At 69.5% G+C, this 25,840-nt stretch carries 25 protein-coding genes; 9 read left to right on the forward strand and 16 right to left on the reverse strand.

The features are described from left to right. Nucleotides 1-215: 215 nt before the first annotated feature. Complete coding sequence (locus tag OUA97_RS07190) at nt 216-905, reverse strand: MgtC/SapB family protein (RefSeq protein WP_267231148.1); 690 nt, start codon at nt 903-905, stop codon at nt 216-218. Nucleotides 906-1,064: 159 nt separating this feature from the next. Between OUA97_RS07190 and OUA97_RS07195 the strand changes: the two genes are divergently transcribed. Further along, nucleotides 1,065-1,232, forward strand: a complete 168-nt coding sequence (locus OUA97_RS07195) for a hypothetical protein (RefSeq protein ID WP_267231279.1) — start codon at nt 1,065-1,067, stop codon at nt 1,230-1,232. 26 nt (nt 1,233-1,258) lie between these two features. On the opposite strand, the gene OUA97_RS07200 is transcribed toward OUA97_RS07195, so the two are convergent. Next, nucleotides 1,259-2,002 carry a YebC/PmpR family DNA-binding transcriptional regulator gene (locus tag OUA97_RS07200; RefSeq protein WP_267231149.1) on the reverse strand — a complete coding sequence of 248 codons (744 nt, stop codon included), beginning with the start codon at nt 2,000-2,002 and terminating at the stop codon, nt 1,259-1,261. A 118-nt stretch (nt 2,003-2,120) separates the two neighbouring features. Between OUA97_RS07200 and OUA97_RS07205 the strand changes: the two genes are divergently transcribed. Further along, nucleotides 2,121-2,342: a hypothetical protein gene (locus tag OUA97_RS07205; protein WP_267231150.1), complete on the forward strand. Its 222-nt coding sequence runs from the start codon at nt 2,121-2,123 to the stop codon at nt 2,340-2,342. On the opposite strand, the gene OUA97_RS07210 is transcribed toward OUA97_RS07205, so the two are convergent. From OUA97_RS07210 to OUA97_RS07230, 5 genes are all read right to left on the reverse strand, one after another. Then, complete coding sequence (locus tag OUA97_RS07210) at nt 2,296-2,883, reverse strand: histidine phosphatase family protein (RefSeq protein WP_267231152.1); 588 nt, start codon at nt 2,881-2,883, stop codon at nt 2,296-2,298. The genes OUA97_RS07205 and OUA97_RS07210 overlap by 47 nt on opposite strands. Beyond that, nucleotides 2,880-3,467: a histidine phosphatase family protein gene (locus OUA97_RS07215; RefSeq protein ID WP_267231153.1), complete on the reverse strand. Its 588-nt coding sequence runs from the start codon at nt 3,465-3,467 to the stop codon at nt 2,880-2,882. Before OUA97_RS07215 ends, OUA97_RS07210 begins: the two co-directional genes overlap by 4 nt. Further along, nucleotides 3,464-4,249: an SDR family NAD(P)-dependent oxidoreductase gene (locus OUA97_RS07220; RefSeq protein ID WP_267231154.1), complete on the reverse strand. Its 786-nt coding sequence runs from the start codon at nt 4,247-4,249 to the stop codon at nt 3,464-3,466. Before OUA97_RS07220 ends, OUA97_RS07215 begins: the two co-directional genes overlap by 4 nt. Before the next feature lie 24 nt (nt 4,250-4,273). Then, nucleotides 4,274-5,107: an alpha/beta fold hydrolase gene (locus OUA97_RS07225; RefSeq protein WP_267231155.1), complete on the reverse strand. Its 834-nt coding sequence runs from the start codon at nt 5,105-5,107 to the stop codon at nt 4,274-4,276. An 89-nt stretch (nt 5,108-5,196) separates the two neighbouring features. Beyond that, complete coding sequence (locus OUA97_RS07230; protein ID WP_267231156.1) at nt 5,197-6,159, reverse strand: quinone oxidoreductase family protein; 963 nt, start codon at nt 6,157-6,159, stop codon at nt 5,197-5,199. A 213-nt stretch (nt 6,160-6,372) separates the two neighbouring features. On the opposite strand from OUA97_RS07230, the gene OUA97_RS07235 reads away from it, so the two are divergent. After that, on the forward strand, nt 6,373-8,103 hold the full coding sequence (locus OUA97_RS07235) for an alpha/beta fold hydrolase (RefSeq protein ID WP_267231157.1): 1,731 nt from the start codon (nt 6,373-6,375) through the stop codon (nt 8,101-8,103). Nucleotides 8,104-8,433: 330 nt separating this feature from the next. Here the strand turns inward: OUA97_RS07235 and OUA97_RS07240 are convergent, their stop codons facing one another. The 3 genes from OUA97_RS07240 to OUA97_RS07250 form a co-directional block, all read right to left on the reverse strand. Next, complete coding sequence (locus OUA97_RS07240) at nt 8,434-9,597, reverse strand: DegT/DnrJ/EryC1/StrS family aminotransferase (RefSeq protein ID WP_267231158.1); 1,164 nt, start codon at nt 9,595-9,597, stop codon at nt 8,434-8,436. A 190-nt stretch (nt 9,598-9,787) separates the two neighbouring features. Next, nucleotides 9,788-11,365 carry a globin-coupled sensor protein gene (locus OUA97_RS07245; RefSeq protein ID WP_267231159.1) on the reverse strand — a complete coding sequence of 526 codons (1,578 nt, stop codon included), beginning with the start codon at nt 11,363-11,365 and terminating at the stop codon, nt 9,788-9,790. Nucleotides 11,366-11,553: 188 nt separating this feature from the next. Next, nucleotides 11,554-12,294, reverse strand: a complete 741-nt coding sequence (locus OUA97_RS07250; RefSeq protein ID WP_267231160.1) for a TorF family putative porin — start codon at nt 12,292-12,294, stop codon at nt 11,554-11,556. Nucleotides 12,295-12,372: 78 nt separating this feature from the next. On the opposite strand from OUA97_RS07250, the gene OUA97_RS07255 reads away from it, so the two are divergent. Beyond that, nucleotides 12,373-13,284, forward strand: coding sequence for a LysR family transcriptional regulator (locus OUA97_RS07255; RefSeq protein WP_267231161.1), 912 nt, complete (start codon nt 12,373-12,375; stop codon nt 13,282-13,284). Here OUA97_RS07255 and OUA97_RS07260 read toward each other — a convergent pair. The 4 genes from OUA97_RS07260 to OUA97_RS07275 all read right to left on the reverse strand — a co-directional run bounded on the left by OUA97_RS07260 (nt 13,281) and on the right by OUA97_RS07275 (nt 17,418). Then, nucleotides 13,281-14,069 (reverse strand): nucleotidyltransferase domain-containing protein, encoded by a 789-nt coding sequence (locus tag OUA97_RS07260; RefSeq protein WP_267231162.1) that lies wholly within the window; start codon nt 14,067-14,069, stop codon nt 13,281-13,283. The genes OUA97_RS07255 and OUA97_RS07260 overlap by 4 nt on opposite strands. 71 nt (nt 14,070-14,140) lie before the next feature. Then, complete coding sequence (locus OUA97_RS07265) at nt 14,141-15,724, reverse strand: AMP-binding protein (protein WP_267231163.1); 1,584 nt, start codon at nt 15,722-15,724, stop codon at nt 14,141-14,143. A gap of 190 nt (nt 15,725-15,914) precedes the next feature. Beyond that, a complete protein-coding gene (locus OUA97_RS07270) occupies nt 15,915-16,331 on the reverse strand; it encodes a DUF2177 family protein (RefSeq protein WP_267231164.1) in 417 nt (138 codons plus the stop codon). A gap of 55 nt (nt 16,332-16,386) precedes the next feature. Beyond that, nucleotides 16,387-17,418: an SAM-dependent methyltransferase gene (locus OUA97_RS07275; protein WP_267231165.1), complete on the reverse strand. Its 1,032-nt coding sequence runs from the start codon at nt 17,416-17,418 to the stop codon at nt 16,387-16,389. Nucleotides 17,419-17,546: 128 nt separating this feature from the next. Between OUA97_RS07275 and OUA97_RS07280 the strand changes: the two genes are divergently transcribed. The 5 genes from OUA97_RS07280 (at nt 17,547) to OUA97_RS07300 (ending at nt 24,821) form a co-directional block, all read left to right on the forward strand. Then, nucleotides 17,547-18,872: an NAD(P)/FAD-dependent oxidoreductase gene (locus OUA97_RS07280; protein ID WP_267231166.1), complete on the forward strand. Its 1,326-nt coding sequence runs from the start codon at nt 17,547-17,549 to the stop codon at nt 18,870-18,872. Then, nucleotides 18,869-19,186: a DUF1365 family protein gene (locus tag OUA97_RS07285; RefSeq protein WP_267231167.1), complete on the forward strand. Its 318-nt coding sequence runs from the start codon at nt 18,869-18,871 to the stop codon at nt 19,184-19,186. Before OUA97_RS07280 ends, OUA97_RS07285 begins: the two co-directional genes overlap by 4 nt. Nucleotides 19,187-19,297: 111 nt before the next feature. Beyond that, the gene (locus tag OUA97_RS07290; RefSeq protein ID WP_267231168.1) at nt 19,298-21,160 is read left to right on the forward strand and encodes an ABC transporter ATP-binding protein; all 1,863 of its coding nucleotides are present in this window, start codon (nt 19,298-19,300) and stop codon (nt 21,158-21,160) included. After that, nucleotides 21,157-23,004 (forward strand): ABC transporter ATP-binding protein, encoded by a 1,848-nt coding sequence (locus tag OUA97_RS07295; RefSeq protein ID WP_267231169.1) that lies wholly within the window; start codon nt 21,157-21,159, stop codon nt 23,002-23,004. The genes OUA97_RS07290 and OUA97_RS07295 overlap by 4 nt, the downstream gene beginning before the upstream one ends. Before the next feature lie 161 nt (nt 23,005-23,165). Beyond that, nucleotides 23,166-24,821, forward strand: a complete 1,656-nt coding sequence (locus tag OUA97_RS07300) for a M28 family metallopeptidase (protein ID WP_267231170.1) — start codon at nt 23,166-23,168, stop codon at nt 24,819-24,821. On the opposite strand, the gene OUA97_RS07305 is transcribed toward OUA97_RS07300, so the two are convergent. Both OUA97_RS07305 and OUA97_RS07310 read right to left on the reverse strand, forming a co-directional pair. Continuing rightward, a complete protein-coding gene (locus OUA97_RS07305) occupies nt 24,818-25,294 on the reverse strand; it encodes a hypothetical protein (protein WP_267231171.1) in 477 nt (158 codons plus the stop codon). The two genes, OUA97_RS07300 and OUA97_RS07305, sit on opposite strands and share 4 nt — an antisense overlap. Then, a complete protein-coding gene (locus OUA97_RS07310; RefSeq protein ID WP_267231173.1) occupies nt 25,284-25,655 on the reverse strand; it encodes a hypothetical protein in 372 nt (123 codons plus the stop codon). Before OUA97_RS07310 ends, OUA97_RS07305 begins: the two co-directional genes overlap by 11 nt. Between the last annotated feature and the right edge of the window lie 185 nt (nt 25,656-25,840).

Raw genomic sequence — 25,840 nt, forward strand, 5'->3', positions numbered from 1 at the left:
GGGGCGGGCGTCTTGGGTTTGCGCCGGGGCCAGGCGGCGGCCTGGCCGGCCGCGCCCGCTGCAGGAACCACGAGGCCGAGCGCCAGCAGGTGGCGGCGGTTCAGTTTCGGCCGATCACCAGCGTCTCGCATGCAGCCCTCCAGAACTCCCACTGAGGACAATTCGCAGCTTGTCGCCGGAGTTTCGGCCATCGGGTGAAACCCGCAGGGACGCGGCTATTCGTGGCGGGGGGCCAGCTCGAAGGCCGTGACCCGCGGGTCGGCGCAAAGCTCGGCGGCGATCGCCTGGCCGGGGACGGAGCCGCGGCGGCGGAAGGTGGCGGCGAACTCGAAGCCCTCGCCGTTCGCCAGCAGCCGGTGGGTGACGACGTCGGGCGTCAGGTCGTGGCGGCCCAGCAAGGCGACCAGCTCGTCCTCGGTCGCGTAGTCGGTGGGGGCGTAGCGGATGACCAGATCGACGTGGTGGTACTGCGGGAGCTTCACCTCCAGCAGCCGGAACCCGACCAGGACCAGCAGGGTCAGCACCGTGCCGGCGATCGCCAGGCTGAAGAAGCTGATGCCGTAGAGCAGCCCGAGCGCGGCGGTGGTCCAGAGCGAGGCGGCGCTGGTCAGGCCGCGGACCGAGAACCCCTCCTTGAAGATCACCCCGCCGCAGAGAAAGCCGATGCCGGTCAGGACGCCATGCGCCATCCGCACCGGATCGATGCGGATGACGTCGTGCGGGGTGCCCCCCATCCAGCGGACCTGGTGCACGGCGGCCAGCATCAGCAGGGCCGAGGCCAGGCACAGCAGGATGTGCGTGCGCACGCCCGCGGCGCGGCCGCGATACTCGCGCTCGAAGCCGATCAGCCCGCCGGCGGCGACCGCCCCGGCCAGCGGCGCGAAATACTCGATCACCCAGTCCATGGACGTCAGAACGCGCGAGGTGCGGTTAAGCTTCGCAGGCGGTGAAAACCACGCCCCAAATCAGCCAACACCCTGTTATCGAAGGGCAATGACCGCGTGAGGCGGCGCCGTTGGGCGCAGCGCGGCTGGGGGATTGGAGAAATCGTGCGCAAGATCGTCTTGGTACTCGCCGTCGCCGGCATGGCGCTGGGGCTCGCCGCGTGCGGGCACAATGTCGAGCAGCGCGCCGCCACCGGGGCGGCCGCCGGACTGATCGTCGGCGGGCCGGTGGGCGCGGCGGTCGGGGCCGGGGTCGGCGTGGTGGTGAGCAAGGCCGCGGACAACTAGCATTGCCCGCGGCGGAGAGGTTCGGCCTAGCCGAACTTCTCCATGTCCTCGTCGGAGATGTCGTAGTCGCCGTAGACGTTCTGGACGTCGTCGTCGTCGTCCAGGGCGTCGATCAGCTTCAGCAGGGTCGGCACGGCTTCGGCGTCGACATTGACGTAGGTCTTCGGCCGCCAGACGATCTTGCTGGTCTTGGCCTCGCCCAGCACGCCTTCCAGCGCCGCGGCGACTTCGGCGAAGTCCTCAAAGGCGGTGTAGACGATGTGGGCTTCTTCGTCGGACTCGACGTCCTGGGCCCCGGCCTCGATGGCCGCTTCCATCACCTTGTCTTCGGAACCGACGCTGGCCGGATAGGTCAGCTCGCCCAGGCGGTCGAACTGGAAGGTCACCGAACCCGAGGCGCCGAGGTTGCCGCCGTTCTTCGAAAAGATCGTGCGGATGTTCGAGGCCGCGCGGTTGCGGTTGTCGGTCAGGCCTTCGACGATGATGTTGACGCCGCCCGGGCCGAAGCCCTCGTAGCGGACTTCCTCGTAGTTCTCGCCGTCGCCGCCGGCGCCCTTCTTGATGGCCCGCTCGATGTTGTCCTTGGGCATGGACTCGGCCCGCGCGTTGGTCACGGCCAGGCGCAGGCGGGGGTTCATCGCCGGGTCGGGCATGCCCGACTTGGCGGCGACGGTGATTTCACGCGACAGCTTGGAGAACAGCTTGGACCGCGCCGCGTCGGCGCGGCCTTTGCGGTGCATGATGTTCTTGAACTTGGAATGTCCGGCCATGTGTCTCTCTGAAAGGTCAGTGGGCGGCTTCTAGCGCCAGAGGCGTTTGAACGCCAGCGGGGCCGGAACCTGCTTGCCGCACAGGGGTTAGGCCTGCGCAGACACCGGAGCCTAGCCGATGACCGACTACTTCGACGACGTGATTGACGAAGAACCCACCGGATCCTTGGTGCGCTGGATGGACCGCCCGCCGATGCAGGTGGGCGCCGCGGCGCTGTCCGGCGCGGTGGCCGGAGCTTTCCTGCTGGGCGCGGTCGCGGCGCTGGGCCTGGTGATGCTGAGCCGCCGCACGACTATTGAGCCGCGACTTCGCAATCAATTCTCTCGACTGCTCCACTAGCCAGCCGGAACACGGCGTCCTGGGGCACCTCCTGCGCCAGGGTCTCGGCCCGCGGGAGGCCGAGATAGGCGCCGCGGACGACGCGGCCCGAGCCGCCGTGGCTGACCACGATCACCTTGCGCTGCGGTTCCGGCGGCAGGCTGGCCAGCCAGTCGCCGACGCGGGCCTCGACGCTTTCGTAGCTCTCGCCGCCGGGGGCCGCGAACTGCCAGCCGCCACGGCCGAAGGTCTCCGGGTGCTCGGCGGCGAGTTCGTCGCGCAGGCGCCCGTCCCACTCCCCGAACGACACCTCGATGACCCGGCGGTCGGTTTCGACGGGCAGGCCGAGGGCCTCGGCGATCAGGCCGGCGGTGGCCTGGGCGCGGCCGAGCGGGCTGGAGATCAGCCGCCAACCGTCAGGTTCCTCGATCAGGTCCCGCAGCAACCGGCCGATGGCCGCGCCCTGCGCGCGGCCGAGCGCCGTCAGCGGGGAATCGAGATGCCCCTGCTGGCGCCGCTCGGCGTTGAACGCCGTTTCACCGTGACGGACGAGGTAGATCACGCGGCCACCGGCGCGCAGGCCAGGCGTTCCACCGTTCCATCCCAGAGGCGGAACAGCGCGTCCTGCGGGGTGTCCTGCTGCATGGTCGCCTCGCGCGAGAGCCCTTGATAGGCGCCGCGCATCAGCACCCCGGCGATACCGTGACTGACCGCGATGATCTTGCGATCGGGCTCCGGCGGCAGAGCGGCCAGCCAGGGGCGGACCCGGGCGTCGACGTCCTCGAACCGCTCGCCGTCCGGGCTGCCGAACACCCATTCGCGCCCGGCGAAGGCCTCCGGATGCTCAAGACGCAGGTCAGCGTACATGCGGTTCTCCCACGAGCCGCAGCCGACCTCGATCAGGGCCGGGTCGATCTCCACCGGCAGGCGCAGGGTGCGCGCGACGATGGCCGCCGACTGGCGGGTGCGGCGCAGCGGGCTGGCGAGGATGCGCCAACCCTCGGCGTCGCCGATCTGTTCGGCGAGGACGTTGGCCATGGCCTGGACCTGGGCCATGCCCAGCGAGGTCAGCTGGGAGTCCGTCTGGCCCTGGAGGCGGCCGTCGCGGTTGTAGTCGGTCTGGCCGTGGCGCAGCAGGTAGATCATTTCTTGCGACGCACCACCGGATGCGAGGACGACAGGCCGCCGTCGACCACGATCGCCTGGCCGTTGACGTAGGAGCTTTCGTCCGAGGCCAGGAACAGGGCGGCGTTGGCGATCTCGATCGGCACGCCGCCGCGGGTCATCGGGTTGAGCTGGCCGATCTTGTCCTCGTTGCCGCGAGCCCGGGCGCCGTCGAAGATCGCCTGGGTCATGCCGGTCTCGATCAGCCCCGGGCAGATGGCGTTGACGCGCACGCCGGTGCCGTAAAATTCGTTGGCCGAGGTCTGGGCGAGGTTGATCACCCCGGCCTTGGAGGCCGAGTAGGGCGAGCCGCCGGCCCCCGAGCGGATGCCCGCCACCGAGGCGGTGCAGATGATCGAGCCCTTGCCGGTCGGGATCATCACCCGCGAGGCGTGCTTCACCAGCAGGAAGGCCCCGATCAGGTTGACCCGCAGGATCTCGGCCCAGAAGGCGCCGTCCTGCTCGTCGAAGCCGGTCCAGCCGCCGGAGATGCCGGCGTTGGCCCAGGCGACGTCGAGGCCGCCGAACTCGGCGGTCGCGGTCTTGACCAAGCTTTCGACGAAGGCCTCGTCGCCGGCGTCGCCGGTCAGGGCCAGCGCCTTGCCGCCGGCCTCGGCCACCAGGCGGGCGGTCTCCACCGCGCCGTCGGTCTTGTCGGCGATGACGAGGTTCGCGCCCTCGGCCGCGAACAGCAGCGAGGCGGCGCGGCCGATGCCGGAGCCGGCGCCGGTGATGACGGCGGCCTTGCCGGAGAGACGTCCCATGGAAGTGTCCTTTGTACTCTAGTGTCAGGCGCGCGCGGCGGCGGCGAGGATGGCGTCGATGAAGGTGTCGTGCAGGGCCGGCGGCAGGTCGTGGCCCATGCCGGGAACGACCCGCAGTTCCGCCCCGGGAATGGCCGCGGCGGTGGCCTCGCCGCCAACCAGCCGCACCAGCGGATCGTCGGCCCCGTGCAGCACGACGGCGGGAACCTTGAGCTTGCCGAGCCGCTCGGTGCGGTCGCCGTCGCCGCGGATGGCGCCCATCTGGCGGACCGAGCCGGTCGGGTTGAAGGCGCGGGCGTGTTCGGCGATCGCCCGAGCGCGCAAGGCGCCGGGCGGCCACGGATAGGCCGGGCTGCCGATGATCTCGGCGTTCTTCACGGCGTTGGCGAGGAACGCCTCGTAGTCGGCGGCGGGATCGGGCGGCGCCGCGGTCAGCACGGCGCCGGCCTCGGGAGTCGGGTCCAGGGTGCCCGGCGCGCCGGTGGCCGACATGATCGAGGTCATCGACAGCACGCGCTCGGGATGATTGATCGCGACGACCTGGGCGATCATGCCGCCCATCGACACGCCGGCCACGTGGGCCTTGGCCGCGCCAGCCGCGTCCAGCACGGCGACCACGTCGGCGGCCATGTCGGAGAGGCTGTAGGTCTCGCCCGGCTTGAACCAGGTCGACAGCCCGGTGTCGCGGTTGTCCATGCGGATCACGCGATAGCCGCGGGCCGCGAGCTTCTCGCAGAAGTCGACCGGCCAGCGGGTCATCTGCGAGCCGAGACCGCTGATCACCACGATGGCCGGCGCCTCCTCGGCGCCGAAGGTTTCGTACTCGAGTTCGACCGATCCGTTCTGGGCGCGGGGCATGGGTTTTTTCTCTCGGAGGGCGAGGACGAACCTACAGTGTCATCCCGGACCAGCGCGGCGCGCTTGCCGGGATGACACCCGTTGTTGGCTTACGGAACCAGCACCACGCGGCCGACGGCGGCGCGGCTCTCGATGTAGGCGTGGGCGCCGGCGGCGTCCGACAGCGGGAAGACCTTGTCGATCAGGACTTCCAGCTCGCCGCGGGCCGCCTCGTCGATCAGGCGCTGGATGTTGTCGTGCACCCGGTCGGTCATGATCTCGGCGCCGAGGAAGACGCCGCGCAGCTGGCGGTTGCCGCCCATCATCGCGCCGACGTCGACGACCATCGGCTCGCGGCCGGCGGCGCCGACCATCGAGACGCGGCCGCGATAGGCCAGGGCGTTGATCGAACCCTGCAGGGTCGGGCCGCCGACGGAATCGACGACCACGTCGACGCCCTTCTTGTCGGTCAGGCGCATGACCTCCTTCACCACGTCCTCGCGGGCGTAGTTGATGCCGTGGTCGAGACCGAGCGGCTTGAGGCGTTCCAGGCGCTCGTCCGACGAGGCGGTGGCCAGGACGGTGGCGCCGGCGCGCTTGGCGAGCTGGATGGCGGCCACGCCGACGCCCGAGGCCCCGGCCTGGACCAGGACGGTCTCGCCGGCCTTCAGGCGGCCGGCCTCGAACAGGCAGTCGTCGGCGGTGCCGAAGGTGACCGGGATCGCGGCGGCTTTCTTGACGTCGAAGCCGTCCGGAATGACCCAGCAGTTGCGGGCCGGCACCGAGCGCAGTTCGGCGTGGCTGCCCCAGTTGTTCACGGTGGCGACCTTCTGGCCGAGCTTCAGATGGGTGACCTCGGCGCCGACCGCGACGATCTCGCCGGCGGCCTGGTAGCCGACCACGTGCGGATTGGTCATCAGCGGGCCGCGCCAGCGGTTGAGGGTGTCGCCGCCTTCGATGGCGATCGCCTCGACCTTGATGATTACGCCGCGCGGATGCAGGTCGGGATCGGGGAAGTCCTCGTATTTCAGGACCTCGGGGCCGCCGTTCTCGTAATAGACCGCCGCCTTCATGTGCTTCCTCCAAATGACTTAAACAATTGTTTGAGGACGCTAGCCAAGACCAGGGGGGCGACGCAAGGGAAAGCGTGGCCGCCCGGTCGCCATCCCCGCCATCACACGAGGCTGTGACGCGCCTATTGCGGCGCGGCGCTTGCGGAGCCAGGGCGAACGCCGTTCTTCTGTGCCAGAACGGCACACTCAATTCAGCTCGCGGCGTTAATCCTAATGGCCCTGCTCGACAGTCAGGAACGCGTCGACGACCCGCCGTCCCCGGACGCCGCGCGGCTGGTGATCGAGACCATGTACCAGGTCGCCGCCAATCCCGAGGCATGGGAGCGGCTGATCGACGTGCTCGAAGAGGACGGCCTGGGCCGCGAGCCGGGCCCTGAGATTCTGCGCGGCCTGGCGCTCAGCGAGGACATCGCCCGGCTGGCCAGCCGCCCGGACGAGGGGCCGGCGACCACCGGCCGCCCGGATATCGGCTGGCTGCTGCTCAGCAGCCGCGGCAAGGTGATGGCGCACAACGGCGCGGCGCTGACCGCGCTGGGCGAGGCGGTGCTGGGGCTCGTGATCGGCCAGGCGGTGGCCTTCTCCAATCCCGACAACGCCGAGGCCCTGGCAGGCGCCTTGGCGCGGACGCGCGGACGTGCGGGCGGCCAGGTGATCCTGAAACTGGAGCGCAGCCGCGAGGAGGGCCCAGGCTTCGCCTATGTCATGCCGGCGAGGTCCTTGCCGGGGCTCGCCGACCTGCCGGCGATGGCGGTCGAGGAGGAGTGCTTTGCGGTGGTGTTCCCGGCCGCGACCGAGGCCGGGCGACTGTGGAGCTCGCTGTCGGAGAGCTTCGGCCTGACGCCGGCCGAGGTGCGGCTGGCGCGCAAGCTGCGGGACGGCCGCTCGCTGCAGGAGGCGGCCGACGAGCTGTCGGTCAGCGTCAACACCGTGCGCAACCAGTTGCGGGCGGTCTTCGACAAGATGGGGCTGAAGCGGCAGAGCGACCTGATCCGGGCCCTGACCGAACTGTCGTCCCTGGCCGGATTGATCGAGGCGGACGATCCGGTCCGCGCCCAGCAGGAGACGATCGCCGAGGCCCCGCCGGTGCGCTTCGTCACCTTGGCCGACGGGCGCAGGCTGGCCTATCGCGAGTACGGCGATCGCGGCGGACGGGCGGTGCTGACCTTCCACGAGGGGCTCGGCTCGAGCCTGCTCCCGCCCGGCACCGACTCTGCGGCGCGACGGCTGGGCCTGCGGGTGGTCTGCGCCGAGCGGCCCGGCTTCGGGCAGTCCGACCCGCGGCCGGACTACAGCTTCGACGGGGTGGCCCAGGACATGGTCGAGCTGTGCGACCAGACCGGCCTGGAGCGCCTGCAGATCGCCGCGGTGCTGTCGGGAACGCCGTCGGCGATCCAGACCGCCATCGCCTTGGGCGAGCGGGTGACACGGGTGCAGGTCTTTTCCGGCCGCCCGCCGCGGGCCCAGCCCGACCCGGTGCGCAATCCGCTGACCATGATGCGCAGCCGCATCGAAGCCAATCCGTGGTTGGTCGAGAGCTTCCTGGCGGTGCTGCGGCTGCGGCTGTCGCAGGCGATGATGATCCGGGTGATGCAACGCTCCAGCGCCCAGTCGCCCGGGGACCTGGCCTATCTGGCCGCCCACCCGGAGGCGGCGACCTATGTCGCGGCCTACATGACCGAGGCCCTGGCCTGTTCCAGTCGCGGGCCCGCGGACGAGCTGCGGGCCTTCCGGCGGGGGCGCAACATGAGCGTCAGCGGGCTGAAGGCGCCGTTGGTCGTCTGGCACGGCGAGCAGGATCGCCTGGCGCCGCTGCCGCAGCTGCTGGCGTTCCTGGGCTCGCACGTAAGCGAGGTGCGCATGCGGCCGGACGTGGGCCATTTCCTGGCCCTGCGACATTGGGACGAGATCCTGCGCGAGATGGCGGGCGGCGCCGGCGTTCGGTGACGCGCGGATAGTGCATTTGCGTCATGCGAGGCGGTCGCGACGCAGGGTCTGCTGGGGCGGCGGGTCAGGCTGAGCGGGCGGCTCGCCCATCAGATTCTGGATTTCGACGGCGGCGGTCTGACGCTGCGACCGTCGAGGGTCCTTCGTCAGGGATCAACGTCCCGGTCCCCTGGCGTGGCCACGGCCGAGCGCCGTGGACGGGAGCGAGGTCGTCAGGAGCGTCTTGCGGCGCTCCGGGCGCGCTGGGCCGGCTTCGGGGGAGGTCGGCCCAGGCCTCCGAGGCGGCGGATGCGGTCCCGAAGGAGCCGCGTCCGCCATCTCACCGGCGGCTCAGCCGTTGCGCTTCACATAGGCGCGGATGGCGGCGATGACCCGGTCCTGATCGTCCTGCGTCAGGTAGGGGTGCATCGGCAGGCTCATCACCACCTTGGACTTGGCGTCGGTGACCGGCAGGCCGCCCGGGGCCGGATAGGCCGAGTAGACGTCCTGGCGATGGATCGGGATCGGGTAGTAGACCGCGGTCGGCACGTCCTGGCCCTTCAGGTGGGCGATCAGGCCGTCGCGGTCGTCGGTCTCGATGGTGTACTGGGCCCAGACGCTGACGCCGCCGTCGATCACCTTGGGAACGGTGACCACGTCCGAGAGGCCGGCGGCGTAGCGGGCCGCGACGCGGTTCCGGGCCTCGATCTCGTCGGCGAAGATGGTCAGCTTCTGCAGCAGCACCGCGGCCTGGATGGTGTCCATCCGGCTGTTCATGCCGATGCGCAGGTTCAGGTACTTGGGGTCATGGTCGAAGGTCTTGCCCTCGAGGTCGGACTTCACCGCCTGGCCGTGGACGCGCAAGCTGACCAGCAGGTCGTGCAGTCGTTCGTCCTTGCACAGCACCGCCCCGCCGTCGCCGTAGCAGCCGAGCGGCTTGGCCGGGAAGAAGCTGGTGGTGGTGACGTCGGCCCAATGGATCGGGTGCTGGCCGTTCAGGGTGCAGCCGAAGCCCTGGGCGCTGTCGGAGATCAGCTTGAGGCCGTGCTTCCTGGCGACCGCCGAGATCGCCGGATAGTCGGCCGGCTGGCCGAACAGGTCGACGGCGATCACCGCCTTGGGGGTCAGCTTGCCATCGGCCTTCACCGCTTCGATGGCGGCGTCGAGGGCGGCGGGGTCGAGGTTATAGGTGTCGGGCAGGACGTCGACGAACACCGGCGAGGCGCCGACCAGCGGCATGACTTCGGCCGTGGCCGCGAAGGTGAAGGACGGGCAGAACACCGCGTCGCCGGGGCCCACGCCCCAGGCCATCAGCGGCAGCTGCAGCGCCTCGGTGCCCGAGCCGCAGGACAGCACGAACGGCGCGTCGCCGAAGGCGCCGAGCTCCTTTTCGAACTGGGCGATCTCCGGTCCCATGATGTAGGCGCCGGACCGCACGACCTTGAGGATCGCCTCCTCCAGCGGCTGGCCGAGGCGCGCGCGTTGGGCTTGCAGGTCGATGAAGGGGATCGGCATGTCGGCATCTCGCGAAACGAAGCGGCGCGCTACATGGCACGCGTCGGGAGCCTAGGCCAAACACGCTTGTTTTCGGAACGTTTCGCCGGAAACGAACTGGTCCCGGGGCGCCCCCCGACGCCGCCGGGACGGTCGGCGATCTCGAAGGAGACCAACTCGAACGTGCCGTCGTCGTGTTCGAGGCCGCTTATCAGAACTCTTCCCACTGCCGGGCGGCGGCCGCGATCTGGGCCTGGGCCCGGCGGACCGGGTTGCGGGCCGGCTGGTGGCGGCCTTCGCGCGCGGTCTCCGGCGCGGGACGAGCGGTTTCCGCGCCGGTCCGGAAGCGGGTGACCAGGCGGGCGAGCTCGACGCCTTCGCCCTTGAGGCTGGCGGCCGCGGCGGTGACCTCTTCGACCATGGCGGCGTTCTGCTGGGTCACCTCGTCCATCTGGTTCACGGCGCTGTTGACCTCGTTGAGGCTGACCGCCTGCTCGTTCGAGGACATGGCGATTTCGGAGATCAGGCCGTCGATCTCGGTGACCTTGGAGACGATGCCGCTCAGGGCCTCGCCGGTCGCGCCGACCAGCTTGACCCCGCGTGAGACCTGTTCGGTCGAGGAGGAGATCAGGGCCTTGATCTCCTTGGCGGCGTCGGCCGAGCGCTGGGCCAGGGCCCGGACCTCGGAGGCGACGACCGCGAAGCCCTTGCCGGCGTCGCCAGCCCGGGCCGCCTCGACCCCGGCGTTGAGGGCCAGGAGGTTGGTCTGGAAGGCGATCTCGTCGATCACCCCGATGATCTCAGTGATCTGGCCCGAGCTCTGCTCGATCTCGCCCATCGCCGCGACGGCGTCGCGGACCACGTCGCCGGAGGAGATCGCCCCCTCCTTGGCGCTCGAGGCGGCGGAGGAGGCCTGGCGCGCGCCCTCGGCGCTGCGCTTGACCGTGGCGGTGATCTGGTCGAGCGCGGCGGCGGTCTCCTCCAGACTGGCGGCCTGCTGCTCGGTGCGGTGCGACAGGTCGTTGGAGGCCGCGGCGATCTCGTCGGAGCCGCTGCGCAGCGTGCCGGTCGCCTCGGAGATCGCGCCGATGGCGGTGCGCAGCGAGTCGACGGCGGCGTTGAAGTCGTTCTTGATCTGCTCGTGCGCGCCGGTGAAGGCGGCGTTGATGTGGGCGGTGAGGTCGCCGTCGGCCAGCCGCCGCAGGCTGTCGGCGAGGATCTCGACGACCTTGTTCTGCTCCTCCTCGACCTGGCGGCGCTGGGCGTCGGCCTCGCGGCGAGCGGCCTCCAGCGATTCCAGGTAGACCGAGATGGCGAAGTCCATGTCAAGCAGGGTGGCCTTGACCAGGGCGCCCAGCTCGGCGGCGACCTGCTTGGAGCTGGTCGACTTCATGGCGAAGCCGCCCTTCGGCCAGCGGGCGGCCAGCAGCTTCTCGATCAGGGCGTCCAGCACCAGGGCGTAGCCGCCGATGTACCAGCGCGGCTCCAGGCCGATCCTGGCGTGGACCTCGCCCACGGTGGTCACCGCGCTGACGTAGCGCTCATCCAGGCGGCCGCTGGAGATCACGTCCCAGTGGTCGACCTGCTTGTTCTTGGCCCCCGAGATGTGGCCTTCGCTGGAGAAGAACGCGCGCGTCTGGGGCGTGGCGCGGACCTGTTCGTAGAAGCGGTCGAGCGCGCCCGGCAGCTCCTGCATGATGATGGATTTGACGCCTTGAATGTCCCGCAGGGCGGCTGGGGTGAGCTTGATGAAATCGAGCCGTTCGGCCAATGCGTTCGATGAGGTCATGGAAGTTCCCCACTGCAAGTCGTCGCCTGTGCGCGAATAACGGGGGCGCTTCGGTTAATGGCGATATAACAATGGAATGTAGAACAAGTGTTCGGTGCTCGATTGTTTTACGGAAATTGCGTAAAAGTTGGCATATCAAGATATGTGAACTTAGTTATCCAAGTATTGGGGGCTGTTGAGGCGTCGAGCTATATGATCGGCGGCAGGTCGACCCGAAGCGTCCCGATCACGCTGGGCTGGCACCAGTCGGTGAAGCCGCACTGGGCGGGGGTGAGATCGGTGTCCTCGTAGCGCAGCTCGAGAGACAACTGCTTCCAGGTCGCCGTCGCGCCGATGTTCCAATAGGTGCGGTCGTGGCCGCGCTCGATCCACCGGCGGCCGATCCCGGCCTTGAGGGACAGGTTGGGCCGCAGGGCGTAGGCGGCTTCGCCCTCCAGCCGCCAGGCCTCGCCGGCGCCATAGGAAGCCTCGGGCACGAAGCTGGCGGTGGTGGTCAACGCCCAAGGGCCCAAGGTCCGGCGGGCGGCGGCCTTGAACTGGATGAAGTTGTAGGTCGGGCCCCAGACGTGTTCGTTCGGGAAGGCGGTGAACATCGCCTCCAGCGTCAGCCGGGTCTTGCCGTCCTCAAGGTCGAAGTTCTTGCCGCCGTAGAGGTCGAGTTCGTAGGAGGTGTCGCCGGGGTCGTCGAAATCGACCTGGGTCGCGAACAGCCCGGCATAGAAGCCGTCCGGCCGCCACCAGTGGACATAGCCCTGCAGGGCCGGGTTTCCGTCCGAATTGCTGACCCCCTGGTAGCGGTAGTCGCTGGTCAGCCCGACCGATGAGAAAAGCCCGCCCCGGTTCGATTGGGCCTGGGCGCCAGTTGGGAGAAGCATGGCCGCCAGGGCGAGCAGGAGCCCGCACGGGGGAGCAGGCGATCGCAGTTTCATCTTGGCCTCGCCGCTCACTTGAGTTCGACGAGTTCTGGGCTATCTGCTCTTGGATATCGATGTTACTGAAATCGCTGCATGAGTGATTTCGATATCAATCAAGTCAGGCGGCTCGACGGCGGACTGCTGCTGGTGTTCCGCGAGTGTCTGCGGCGGCGCAAGGCGCAGGAGGCGGCGCAGGTGCTGGGCCTTAGCCCCTCGGCGGTCAGTCACGCCCTGACGCGGTTGCGCGATCTGTTCGGGGACCCGCTGTTCGTGCGCAAGCCCCATGGCCTAGTCCCGACCCGTCGGGCGCTGGAACTGGAGCCGCAGGTCGAGGCGTTGCTGCAACTCGCAGGGGCGGCCCTCGGCGGGCGCGAAGCGTTCGATCCCTCCACTAGCCAGCGCGTATTCCGGGTTTCGGCTCCCGAATTCGTCACCGACCTGATCGGCGGGCGGCTGCTGAACGCCCTGGCGGCGGAGGCGCCCGGCGTCCTCTTCACCGTCGAGCACATGGTCCAGGAACGGGCGCTGGAAGCGCTGCGGCGCGGGGAGATCGACCTGGCCGTGGGCCGGTTCGCCGGCGGCTTCGGTGAGCATCGGACCGAGCGGCTCTACGAGGATCGCTACTGCGTGGCCGCCCGGCGCGGGCATCCGCTCATCGACGGGCGCATAGACGCCCAGACCTATGCGCTCGCCGGTCACGTCTACGCCATGGCCGGCAGCGAGACGGCGGGCGACGAGAACCTGCCCAGCCCGCTAGAGATGACGATCGCGGCGCGCGCCGGCGCGCCGCACTGGATGACGGTGCTGGTGATGGTCGCGGCCAGCGACGCCATCGCCACCTGTCCGCGGCGGCTGGCTGAGCGGCACGCGGACATGCTGGGCCTGCAGGTGATGGAGCCGCCCTTCGAGCCGATGCGGCTGTCGGTCGAGGCAGTGCGGCGCCGCGGGACGGACGACCTCGGGATCGACTGGTTTCTGGGCCAGCTGCGGGCGGCGGTCGGCTAGATTTCCAGCCCAAGTTCGCGCCGCAGGTGGTCGCGGGTAGCGGCCTCGAAGGCCTCCGGCCAGGCGACGCCGAGGCGCTGGGCCAGGGGCTGGGCGTGGGCCAGGAACAGGCGGGCGATCTCGCCTTGCGTGTCCAGCAGGGCGGCGCGGTCGGCGGCGGGACCGGGCAGGGATTCGAGGGCGGCGCGCTGGTCGAGGGACAGGAACCCGTTCAGCCGCTTGGCGCCGCGGGCCGCGCGGGGGACGCCGTTTTCCTCAAGCAGCAGATCGACCAGCATCCCGCGCAGCAGCTCGACGCCCTGCTGGCCGACCAGCCATTCCTCGCGGCCGATGCAGACCGGCGACAGGCCGAGCACCCGCAGGAATTCGAAGATCAGGCGTGAGACGCGGGCGGCGGCGTCGCGATCGGGGCCCGCGGGACGTGGCGGCGGCGCGGCGGTCTCGCCGAGCAGGCGGCGCAGGCCCGCGCCGTCCTGGCCGGAGAACTCGGCCGGGGTCAGGAAGGCGAGGTCGAAGCGGCTCCAGCTGGGCGTGACGCCCGAGAAGATACGGCCGTGGACGAGGTGCGAGAACACCGTGGCGGGGAGGGCGAGCGCGCCCGCGACGCAATCGCGCAGGCAGGCGGCGAGGTCGGGTTCGTCGACGACGACGGTGACGTCGACATCGCTCCAGGCGTCGCCGGCGCCCCTGGCGAAGCTGCCCGAAAGCCAGACCGAACGGACGCGCGGGTCGGCGGCGAGCGCGGCGACGAGGTGGTCGAGCAAGGCCTGCTGATCATCGGTCATCAGCGGCAGGCTGGCGGCGCATGCGGGCGGCGGCAAACGATTTTACCGCCGCCCGTCCGTGAGCTTTGGGCTCAGATCTGGCGCGTGCGGCCTTCCCAATAGGGCGCGCGGACCTTGTTGCGCTGGATCTTGCCGGCCTCGGAGCGCGGCAGATCGTGGACGAAGTCGAGGCTGCGCGGAACCTTGAAGGCCGGCAGGTTCTTGCGGCCGAAGTCGAGGATCTCCTGGGCCAGTTCCTCGGAGGGCTGGTAACCGGGCTTCAGCAGGATCACCGCCTTGACCTGTTCGCCCCACTCGTCGTGCGGCACCCCGACCGTGGCGCTGTCGGCGACGGCGTCATGCTTGATGAGCTCGTTGTCGACTTCCTGCGGATAGATGTTCACGCCGCCGGAGATGATGGTCTCGGCGTTGCGGCCGGTCAGGAACAGGTAGTCGTCCTCATCGAAGAAGCCGACGTCGCCCATGGTGAAGAAGTCGCCGACCCGGTTGGCGGCGGTCTTGCCGGGGTCCTTGTAGTACTGGAAGCCGCCTCCGGGCGGCAGCTGATGGTAGATGCCGCCGGGCACGCCGGGGGGCAGGTCGTTGCCTTCCTCGTCGAGGATGCGGACCTGCAGCAGCGCCGGGCGCTTGCCGACGCTGCCCGGCTTCTTCAGCCATTCCTCGGAGGAGATGGTGAAGCCCGCGCCGCCTTCGGAGCCGGCGTAGTACTCGCTGAGCACCGGGCCGAACCACTCGATCATCGCCTGCTTGACCTCGGGCGGGCAGGGCGCCGCGCCGTGGACGACGTACTTCACATGGTCGACGGGATAGCGGGCCTTGACCTCGTCGGGCAGGGCCAGCAGCCGCTGGAACATGATCGGCACCAGGTGCAGGTGGGTGATCTTCTGTTCGGAGATCGTCCGCAGCACCAGCTCCGAATCCCACTTGTCGATGAAGTGCAGCGGCGCGCCGGCGCCCATGGCGGCGCGAATGTCGAAGGCCAGCGGCGCGGCGTGATAGGCCGGGCCCGCGCACAGCTGGATCGAGTTTTCGTCATAGTTGCGCAGGGCGTACATCGCCTGGGGCGTGACGACCGGCGCCTCGCGGAACACGCCCTTCGGGCGCCCGGTGGTGCCGGAGGTGTACATCATCTGGTTGCCGAGCACCGGATCGTCGATGTCCGAACCGTCCAGCGGGGCGATGGCGGCGTCGTAGCTCGCAAAGCCCGGGATGTCGCCGCCGACCGCCAGCTTGAGCACCACGTTCGGGCACTGCTCGGCGGCGGCCGAGATCACGCCGACGCGCGCCTCGCCGACCAGCACCTTGGCCTCGCAGTCGTTGATGATGTAGGCGATCTCGTCGGCGGTCAGGTGCCAGTTGACCGGTGTGATCCGCAGGCCCGAACGCAGGGTGGCGGCCTGGACCTCGATGAATTCGGCGCGGTTGGAGCAGACGATCGCCAGGGCGTCGCCGGCCTTCAGTCCATGCTGGCGGAAGAGGCGGGTCAGTTTGTTGGCCGCTGCGTTCACCTGCGCGAAGGTCCGCGAGCTGCCGTCGGGATTCACCACGGCGACCTTGTTCGGCTGCAGCTCGGCCCAGACGGCGGTGGTCATCCCGGTCGCCGCCGCGGCGTCCAGGACGGCTTCCAGGCTAGGGCGCTCTTTCAAATCTTCCATCAAATTCCTCCCGTCGCCGACGGCCGGTGCGGTCCGCGCAGCGATCTTTTCTATGATCCGAGACGGCGTTTCCCCGGCGGCCGCCACGCGAAATATGCGTTGCGGGATGGGCCGCTTCCGTTTCGGAAACTCACCATGACAGGGCGCGCGGCGCTCGACAACTTCGCGCGAAATCCAAACAAGGATCGGATCAGCCGGAGCGGGCGGCCAGGGCGCGATAGGCCGAGAAGCCGGCCGCCGCGGCGCAGGCGGTGAGGAAGGTTCCCCAAGCGATGTCGGCGAGGGTGATCTCGAGCGGCCAGACTTTTAGCGTCGCCTGGTTGGTGAGGTCATAGGTCGCATAGGCGACGAACCCGAGGACCGCGCCGTTGGCGGTGGCGCGTGTGACTCCGCCGCCCTCGCGAAAAGCGGGCCGCACCGCCAACAGCATGATCCCGGCGACGTAGATCACGTAGAAAGCGAACGCCGCGGGCAGGTCGGGCTTGTCGGCGAGGACTTGGTCGAGCGCGGGGCGATAGAGCCACGGCCCGACCTGCGTCAGCCAGACCGCGTCGATGAGCGCGAACGCCAGTCCGGCGGCGAGGTAGGCCAGGGCGAAGTTCAGCATGTCGTGTCATCCCCGAAAGCCGCGTCGCGCTGTCCGGAATGACAGCTGGGGGACATCACGGCGCGGGCTCCATCAGGTAGTGGCTTACGCCCCATTCCGATCCGTCGCGATGGCCGAACAGACCAGCGGTGGCGAGGAAGAACAATCGCCAGCGGCGGCCCCAGAGGATCGCGTTCGCGCCATAGGTTTCCGCCAGGATCGGACGGATCAGCGGGCCGTGGCGGTCGTAGTTGGCCAGCCAGTCGCGGGCGGTGCGGGCGTAGTGGACGCCGCTCCAGCGCCAGTCGGCCCGCACCTGGAAGAGATCGGGAAACTGATGGGCGAGGTCGTGGCTGGGCATCACGCCGCCGGTGAAGAAGTGCTGGGCGATCCAGTCGGTCTGGTCGCCCACATCGAAGCGGTAGGGCGTCGCGCGGTGGGTGAAGACGTGCAGAAAGAGCTTTCCGTCCGGCTTCAGCCAGGTCCTGGCCCTGGTCAGCAGCGCGCGCCAGTTGGCCATGTGCTCGAACATCTCCACGGAGACGATCCGGTCGAAGGCCGGGACCGGCGGAACGAAATCGTTCATGTCGGCGGTGACGACAGTGAGGTTGGAAAGGCCGCGCTCTTCGGCGCGGGCGCGAATGAAGGCGCCCTGGCTGGCGGAGTTGGAGACTGAGACGATCCGGGCGCTCGGCAGGGCGCGGGCCATCCACAGCGATAGCGAGCCCCAGCCGCAGCCGAGTTCGAGAATGGTCTGGCCGTCGCGTAGCTCGGCGTGGGCCGCAGTCTCCGCCAGCGCCGCCTCTTCGGCTTCCGCCAGGGTGTCCGTGGCTGATGTGTAGAGGGCCGAGGAGTATTTTTGCTGCGGCCCCAGCACGGCCTGGAAGAACCGCGCGGGCAGTTCGTAGTGCTGAGCGTTGGCGGCCTGGACGTGTTCGGCGATGGGCCGAGTCTCCATCTCGCGGGCGAAGCGGGCGGCCGCCTCGGGCGGGGCGCGGTCCAGGTTCCGCCGCGCGTCGGCGACCAGCAGGCCGATCGCCGCGCGCCGCACCGGGTCGGGCAGGGGCGCGCCCTCGAACGCATGGAGGGCGGAGGCGAGCAGGCTCATGGATGCGGCTCCGTTACGACGGCGTCCCAGATATACGGGCGCGGGCGTCGTTCGGATGCGGCTACATCCACCGGGGGCCGGCGTTCGTAGTTGCGTCGACGGGTTCGCCCGCTGACGGAGAACGCCTAGTGACCTGGAACCCGCCGTTGAAGATCGCCGTGATCGGAGGGGGCGTGGCCGGCCTGTCCGCGGCCTGGCTGCTCAGCCAGCGCTACGAGGTGGTGCTGTTCGAGGACGAGAACCGCCTGGGCGGCCACGCCAACACCGTCGTGGTCGATGGCCCGAGCGGCCCGGTCGCGGTCGACACTGGATTCATCGTCTACAACGAGCCGAACTATCCCAACTTCACGGCGCTGCTGGATCATTTCGGGGTAGCCAGTCGCCCGACCGACATGGCGATGAGCGTCTCGCTGGACGACGGCGACTTCGAATATTCCTCCGGCGCGCTGTTTGCCCAGGCCAGCAACCTGTTCAGCCTGCGATACTGGGCGATGCTGCGCGACGTAACGCGGTTCTATCGGCAGGGACCGAAGGACCTGGCGGCGCTGGAAACGCCGCTGACGTCGCTGGAGGACTATCTGCAAAAGCGAGGCTACTGCCGAGCGTTCTGCGATGATCACCTGCTGCCCCAGGCGGCGGCGATCTGGTCGACGCCGCTGCGGACGATTCGCGAGTATCCGGCCGCGGCCCTGATCCGGTTTTTCCAGAACCACGGCATGATGCGCGTGTTCGGGCGCGGCGTGTGGCGCACGGTCTGCGGCGGCAGCCAGGCCTATGTCGGCAAGCTGGCGGCGGCGATTTCGGGCGCGGTGCGGCTGTCGACGCCGGCGCGCGCGGTGCGGCGCGACCTGATCGGAGTCGAGGTGCGCGACGCCGCCGGTCGGGCCGAGCGGTTCGACCATGTAGTCATCGCCACCCACGGCGACACCGCGATGGAGCTGCTCAGCGATCCGGACCCGGAGGAGCAGCGGCTGCTCTCGGCGTTCAGCTACAGCCGGAACCTGGCGGTGCTGCACACCGACCCCAGCCTGATGCCGGTGCGCCGCGCGGCCTGGACCAGCTGGAACCACATCGGGCGGCGGGGGGATCCCGGGCACGGTTGCGTCACCTACTGGATGAACCGCCTGCAGTCGCTGAACTGTCCGCAGGACCTGTTCGTGACCGTGAACCCGACGCGGGACATCGCCCGGGAGTCGATCATCTGGGCGGAGACGTACGAGCATCCGCAGTTCGACGCCGGGGCGATCGCCGCGCAGCGGGAGCTGTGGTCGCTGCAGGGGCGGCGGCGGACCTGGTTCTGCGGCTCCTACTTCGGTCACGGCTTCCATGAGGACGCGCTGCAGTCGGGACTGGCGGTGGCCGAGGCGCTGGGCGGAATGCAGCGGCCCTGGCGGGTGAGGGACGAGTCCGGGCGCATCCAGCTGGAAAGATCGCCGTCGTGGCGAGCGGAATGAGCGTGTCCGGCATCTATGCCGGTGTCGTCACCCACACCCGGCATGGGCCGCGGCGCCACCGCCTGCGCTACCGCGTCTTCATGCTGGCGCCGGACCTGGACGAGGTCGACGAGCTGGGCGCGCGGCTGCCGCCAAACGAACGCGTCAGCGTCGCCATCGAGGCGGTCGACGGCGAGGGGGTGGTGCTCAAGGCGGCCTTCCATGCCCGCGGCCGCCCGCTAAACGCCGCGAACCTGCTGGCTGCCTGGGCGACGCAGCCGCGCCCGCGACCGCCGCTGCAGCCGGTTACCTTGGCCGTCCCGACCGGGCGCTAGAAGTCTCCGCGCAACACAACCTGGAAAATCTGCCGGTGCGTCAAAACAAGTCTGGCGCGCAGTCGACGTGCGGGTCAGAATGATCCGCATACTTCAAGATGGAAACTTGCCATGAGCGAGCCACGCCCCTCCCCGCGGGGTGCGCGCAGCTTTGACTCCACCGCCGCGCGCGTGGACGTCAGCAAAATGCCGCGCGTGCTGCAGCGGATCACGGCCCGCGCGCTGCGCTATCCGGGGCGGATGGCGCTGGCGATCGGGTGTTCGCTGGGGGCGGCGGTCGCCAGCCTGACCCTGCCGCGGCTGTTCGGCCAGGGGGTGGATCAGGCCGGAGCGCTGCTGAACGCCGGGGCCGCCCACGCCGGCGAGGCGCAGGGCGCGCTGTGGGGCACGGCGCTGCTGGTCATCGCCGCCACGGTGATCCGCGGCGTGCTGACCATGATGACCGGCTATCAGGCCGAATATGTCAGTCAGCGGGTCGGCTACGATCTGCGCCTGCAGTATTTCCAGCAGCTCCAGCGGCTGAGCTTCGGCTTTCACGACCGCATCCATTCGGGCGATCTGGTCACCCGCGGGATGCTCGACCTCGAAGGCGCGCGGGTGTTCATCCAGAACGGGGTGATGCAGCTGATCTCGCTGCTGCTGCTGCTCGGCTTCGCCGCGTACATGATGCTGACCACCGACCTGGTGATGGGGCTGATCGGCCTGGCCTTCGTGCCGGTGGCCGGCTTCGCGCTGGGGCGGATGGGCTTCCTGCTGCGGGTGACCTGGCTGCGGGTGCAGGAGCTGATGGCGGTGCTGACCCTGACCATGGAGGAGAACCTCCAGGGCATCCGCGTGGTCCGCGCCTTCGCCGGCAAGCGCTTCGAGATGGCCAAGTTCGACGCCGCCTCCAAGGAGGCGCTCGACTTCTCCTACAAGCGCATCACCCTGCGGTTCCGGGCGGTGTCGGTGATGAGCGTGTCGTTCTACGGCTCGATGGGGCTGCTGCTCTGGTATGGCGGCCACAAGGTCGTCGGCGGGGCGATGAGCGTCGGCAAGCTGACCGAGTTCCTGACCTACATGACCCTGCTGCAGACGCCGATCCGGCAGATCGCGATGATCTTCAACGCCGCGGCGCGGGCGACCTCGTCCGGGGCCCGATTGTTCGAGGTGCTGGACCTGGAGCCGGAGATCGCCGATGCGCCGGGGGCCAAGCCTCTGGCGCCGAGCGCCGGAACGCTGCGCTTCGACAACGTGGACTTCGCCTTCGATGCGGCCGGCAAGCAGGTCCTGAAGGATGTCAGCTTCGAGGTGCGGGCCGGCCAGACCCTGGGGATCGTCGGCCCGCCCGGCAGCGGCAAGTCGACGATCGCCAACCTGATCCCGCGCTTCTATGACGTCAGCGGCGGGGCGATCACCATCGACGGCCAGGATATCCGCGAGGTCACGCTGGCCTCGTTGCGCGAATATGTCGGGCTGGTGCAGCAGGAGTCGTTCCTGTTCGACGCCTCCATCGGCCACAACGTCGCCTATGCAGATCCGTGGGCGGACGACGCGCGGATCGAGGGGGCGGCGCGGACCGCCCAGATCCACGATCATGTGGCCGGCCTGCCCGAGGCCTACGAGACCCGGGTCGGCGAACGCGGCGTGGCGCTGTCGGGCGGCCAGCGCCAGCGGCTCTCCATCGCGCGCGGCGTGGTGCCGGGGCCCGGGGTGATGGTGTTCGACGATTCCACGGCGGCGATCGACGCGGTGACCGAGCGGCGGGTGCGGGACGCGCTGGCGCAAGCCACCGCGACCAAGGCGACGATCATCATCGCCCACCGGCTGTCCTCGCTGATGCACGCCGATCACATCGTGGTGCTGGACGACGGCGCCGTCGCCGAGCGCGGAACCCACGCCGAACTGGTCAGGGCCGGCGGGGTCTATGCCGATCTCTACGAGCTGCAGACGCGGTCCGACGCCGAGGCCGTGCTGGACGAGGACGCCGCATGAGCCAGGACCAGGTCAGGAAACCCCGCGCCTCGCTCGGCTCGTCCGAGGGCGAGGACATCTTCGGCGCCTTCGACGCCGGGGTGGCCAAGCGCTTCCTCGCGATGATGATCCCCTACCGCCGCGCCTTCCTGACCGCGGTGGTCGCAGTGCTGGTCTCGGCCGCCTCGGTGGTGGCGATTCCGGCGCTGATCGGACGGGCGGTGAACGCGGCGGTGGCCCGCGACGGGGCGCTGCTGGACCAGACCCTGATCGCCTTCGCCGGGCTGGTGGCGATCTATTCGACGGCGTTCTTCATCGAGCAGTGGCTGTCGGCGCGGCTGGCCCAGCGGGTGATCTTCGATATCCGCCGCAAGATGTTCGACCACTTCCAGGACGTGTCGCTGTCGTTCATGGACAAGACCCACGTCGGGCGGATCATGTCGCGGCTGCAGGGCGACGTGAACGCGCTGCAGGAGTTCCTGGAAAGCTCGACCGGGGCGGTCGGCGACTTCGCGATGCTGATCGGCATCGCCGCGGTGCTGATCAGCATGGACTGGAAGCTGGGGCTGCTGACCCTGACCGTGCTGCCGATCCTGATCGCCGTGCGGGCAGTGTGGCTGCCGTTCTCCAAGAGCAGCTTCCGCGAGGCGCGCGACGCCTCCTCGACCGCCAACTCGGCGCTGGCCGAGAACATCAACGGCGTGCGCACCGTGCAGGAGACCCGCCGCGAGGCGGTGAACTTCGACCTCTACAAGGACAAGGCCTACGAAAACTTCGAGGCCCAGGCGCGAGCGGCCTGGATGACCCAGATCATGGTGCCGACGGTCGACGTACTGACCGGCCTGGCGATGGCCATCGTCATCGTGGTCGGCGGCGACGCGGTGCTGGGCGGGCGGCTGGAGGTCGGGGTGATGGTCGCCTTCATCTTCTATGTGCAGCGGTTCTTCGACCCGGTCCGCATGCTGTCGATGCAGTACACGATCATGCAGCGGGCGATGGCCGCGGCGCACCGCATCTTCGAGGTGCTGGACGTCAAGGTGGCGATCCAGGACGCGCCCGACGCCCAGCCGCTGGGCGACGCTCCGGCGACGGTCGAGTTCAGGAACGTCACCTTCGGCTACGACCCGACGCGGCCGGTGCTGCACGACGTCAGCCTGAAGGTGAACCCGCGCGAGGTGGTGGCGTTGGTCGGCCCGACCGGCTCGGGCAAGACCTCGATCATCGCCCTGACGCACCGGTTCTACGAGGTCGACCAAGGCCAGGTGCTGGTCGGCGGCGAGGACGTGCGCGACGTCACCCTCGACAGCCTCGGCCGGACCATCGGCATGGTGCTGCAGGAGCCGTTCCTGTTCACCGGCACGATCGAGGAGAACATCCGCTACAACACCAAGGCCGCCAGCTTCGAGGATGTGGTGGCGGCGGCCCAGGCGGTGGCGGCGCACGACTTCATCATGAAGCTGCCGGACGGCTATCAGACCAAGCTGGGCCAGCGCGGGCGCAACATCTCGATGGGCCAGCGGCAGCTGATCTCGTTCGCCCGGGCGCTGGTCGCCGATCCGCAGATCCTGATCCTCGACGAGGCGACGGCGAACATCGACTCGTTCACCGAGCAGGCGATCCAGAAGGCGCTGAAGGTGCTGTTCGAGGGGCGGACCTGCATCGTCATCGCCCACCGGCTGGCGACCATCCGCGACGCCGACCGGATCATCGTGCTGCAGCAGGGCCGCATCCTGGAGCAGGGGAACCATGCCGAGCTGATGGCGACCGGCGGGCTCTATTCGCACCTCTACACCTCGGCGCACGCCTCGTTCGACGACCAGGTGGTGGCCACGACCGGCGACACGGAGTTCGCGACGCGGACGTGAGCAAGATCTCGGCTCATCCCGGCGAAAGCCGGGACCCGAGCTGACGTCGGGCGGCGCCGGGCGTGGTTCGGCGGGGCGGAGAGATCGCTTGGGTCCCGGCTTTCGCCGGGATGAACGGGTGGGTAGGGTCGCGCCAACCCTCCCAGATCAGAGTCGCATCCATGATCCGCCCCACCGCGCTGTCGCTCGCCCTGTCGCTGCTCGCCACGAGCGCCCTGGCCCAGGACCCGATCAATCCGGCCCGGCTGTCGGAGGTGACCAAGGTGCTGGCCTCGGACGCGTTCGAGGGGCGGTCGCCCGGGACGTCCGGCGAGGCCAAGACCGTCGAGTACCTCGTGGCGGAGTTCAAAGCCCTGGGGCTGGAGCCGGCCGGGGACGCCGGCGCGTACACCCAGGACGTGCCGCTGCTGCACACCCTGCTGAAGGACGACGCCGTCTTCGCGCTCGAATTGAACGGCAGGCGCCGCGAGCTGGTTCGCAACACCGACGTCACCGCCACCACTCTGCGGCCGGTGGACCAGGTGGCGATCGACAAGGCGCCGCTGGTCTTCGTCGGCTACGGCGTCACCGCGCCCGAGCGCGGCTGGGACGACTTCAAGGGCGTGGACCTGAAGGGCAAGATCGCGGTCTTCCTGATCAACGATCCGGACTTCGAGGCGCAGGCCGGCGCGCCGGTCGCGGGCAAGTTCGGCGGCCAGGCGGCGACCTACTATGCGCGCTGGACTTATAAGTACGAGGAGGCCGCGCGCCGCGGGGCGGTCGGGGCGCTGATCATCCATGAGGCGCCCGGCGCCGGCTATGGCTGGTCGACGGTGATCGCCTCGAACGGCGAGGGCTTCGACATCGTCCGCGCCGATCCCGCCAAGGAGAAGGTGCTGCTGCAGGGCTGGCTGAGCGGGGCGGCGGGGCGTGAGCTGCTGGCCGCCGCCGGCCAGGACTTCGACGCCCTGAAGGCCAAGGCCCAGCGGGTGGATTTCGCGCCCGTGCCGCTGGCCGGTGCAGCGTTCTCGGCCAGCTATGGCCTCACCCACGATCAGATCGTCAGCCGCAACGTGATCGGCAAGATCACCGGCGCCAAGCTGCCGAACGAGAGCGTGATGTTCGCCGCGCATTGGGACGCCTATGGCCAAGGCGCGCCCGACGCCCAAGGCCGCACGGTGCGCCCCGGCGCGCTGGACGACGCCATCGGCGTGGCCGGGACCATGGAGATCGCGCGGGCCTTCAAGGCCGGACCGCCGCCAGCCCGCACCCTGGTGTTCGCCGCCTGGACCGCCGAGGAGCGGGGCCTGCTGGGCTCCGAATACTACGGCGTGCACCCGACCGTGCCGCTGGAGACCATGGCCGCCAACCTGACCATGGACGTGCTGCAGCCGAACGGGCTTTCCAAGGACGTGGTGCTGATCGGCGCTGGCCAGAACGCGCTGGAGGACATGCTGGCCAAGGCGGCGGCCGCGCAGGGGCGGACGGTGACGCCCGACGCCCATCCGGAGCGGGCGCTGTTCTACCGCGCCGACCACTTCTCGCTGGCCCGCAAGGGGGTGCCGGTGCTGCTGCTGATGGGGCTGGGCGGCGGGGCCGACCTGGTGAGCGGCGGCCGTGCGGCCGGCGACAAGTGGGTCACCGACTATACGGCCAGCGCCTATCACACGACCGGTGACGCCTGGTCGGCGGACTGGGACCTGTCGGGCGCGGCGCAGGACGTGGCGCTGTTCTACGAGATGGGCAAGGAGCTGGCGGCTGGCGGGACCTGGCCGAATTGGAAGGACGGTTCGGAGTTCAAGCCGCTGCGCGACGCCAGCGCGGCCAAGCGGCGCTAGCTCGCCTCGTCGTTTGGCGCGCCGCCGCGCCGGTAGGCGGCGATCAGCATCAGCAGGTCGCGCTTGCTGTGGCCCAGGGCCTGGGCGAGCTCGGGCCGGCGGTAGACCTCGCCCGGAATGATCACCCGGCGGCCGTGCACCCGCTGGCAGTAGCCGAGGTCGATGAGGCGCGCGACGTAGCGGCGCGCCGTCTCGCGCGGGATATTCAGCGAACCGGCGATCGAGAGCACGCTGACCGGGCGGCGCATGTCGTCCGGGGTCAGGCCGGCGTCGAAGTCCGTCAGGTGGCGTTCGGGCGCGATGTGGCTGACCGTCGCCTGGCCGATGGCCATGAACACCACGCCGAGCATCATGTCGCCCTCGAAAACCTCGCTGGCGTTGGCCAGGGTGCGCAGCACGAAGCCGCCGGCCAGCCGGGCGAAGAACATGTCGGCCGGCTCGACGGCGGCCGGAGCGGGACCTTCAGGCGTCATGGGCGTCGGGCATCGGCCGCAGGCGGACCTCAAGCCCGCTGTTGGCCAACTCCATGCGGAAGGGCTTGCTGAAGGCCCAGCCCTCGGCGCCGGCCAGCAGCACGCGGCGGAACGGCGCGTGGGCGAACGGCGCGGCGGGGGCGGGTTCGGCGTACTCGCGCAGCAGCGCCTCGACGCCGGCCCGCAGTCGCCAGACCTCCATCGCCGGCATGCGGCTGCGGACGAAGTCGAGCAGTTCGTCGGCTGTGCACGGCTCGCCGAGGGTGCGGATGCCGGTGACGATGGCGATGAGCATCCGCGCCTTTTCAGCAGCAGTGTGCGGGGTGCGCAGGCGATCGGTCGGAAAATTTATGATCGTCATCCGCGAATGTCCGGACGACGGATTGTAACGCCATGTAAAATCCAGATCAGACAGCGTCGGGTATACGACGTTTGTTTGTCGTGTTCCGGCGGTGCGCCATCGATTTGCTTGAGTACCATAACTATGCGCTCGACCAGATAAGCTTCACAACTAAGGCCGATAGCCGCGCCGTGATAGCTAACAAG

The organism is Phenylobacterium sp. 58.2.17 (assembly GCF_026411515.1).
Lineage (GTDB): Bacteria > Pseudomonadota > Alphaproteobacteria > Caulobacterales > Caulobacteraceae > Phenylobacterium.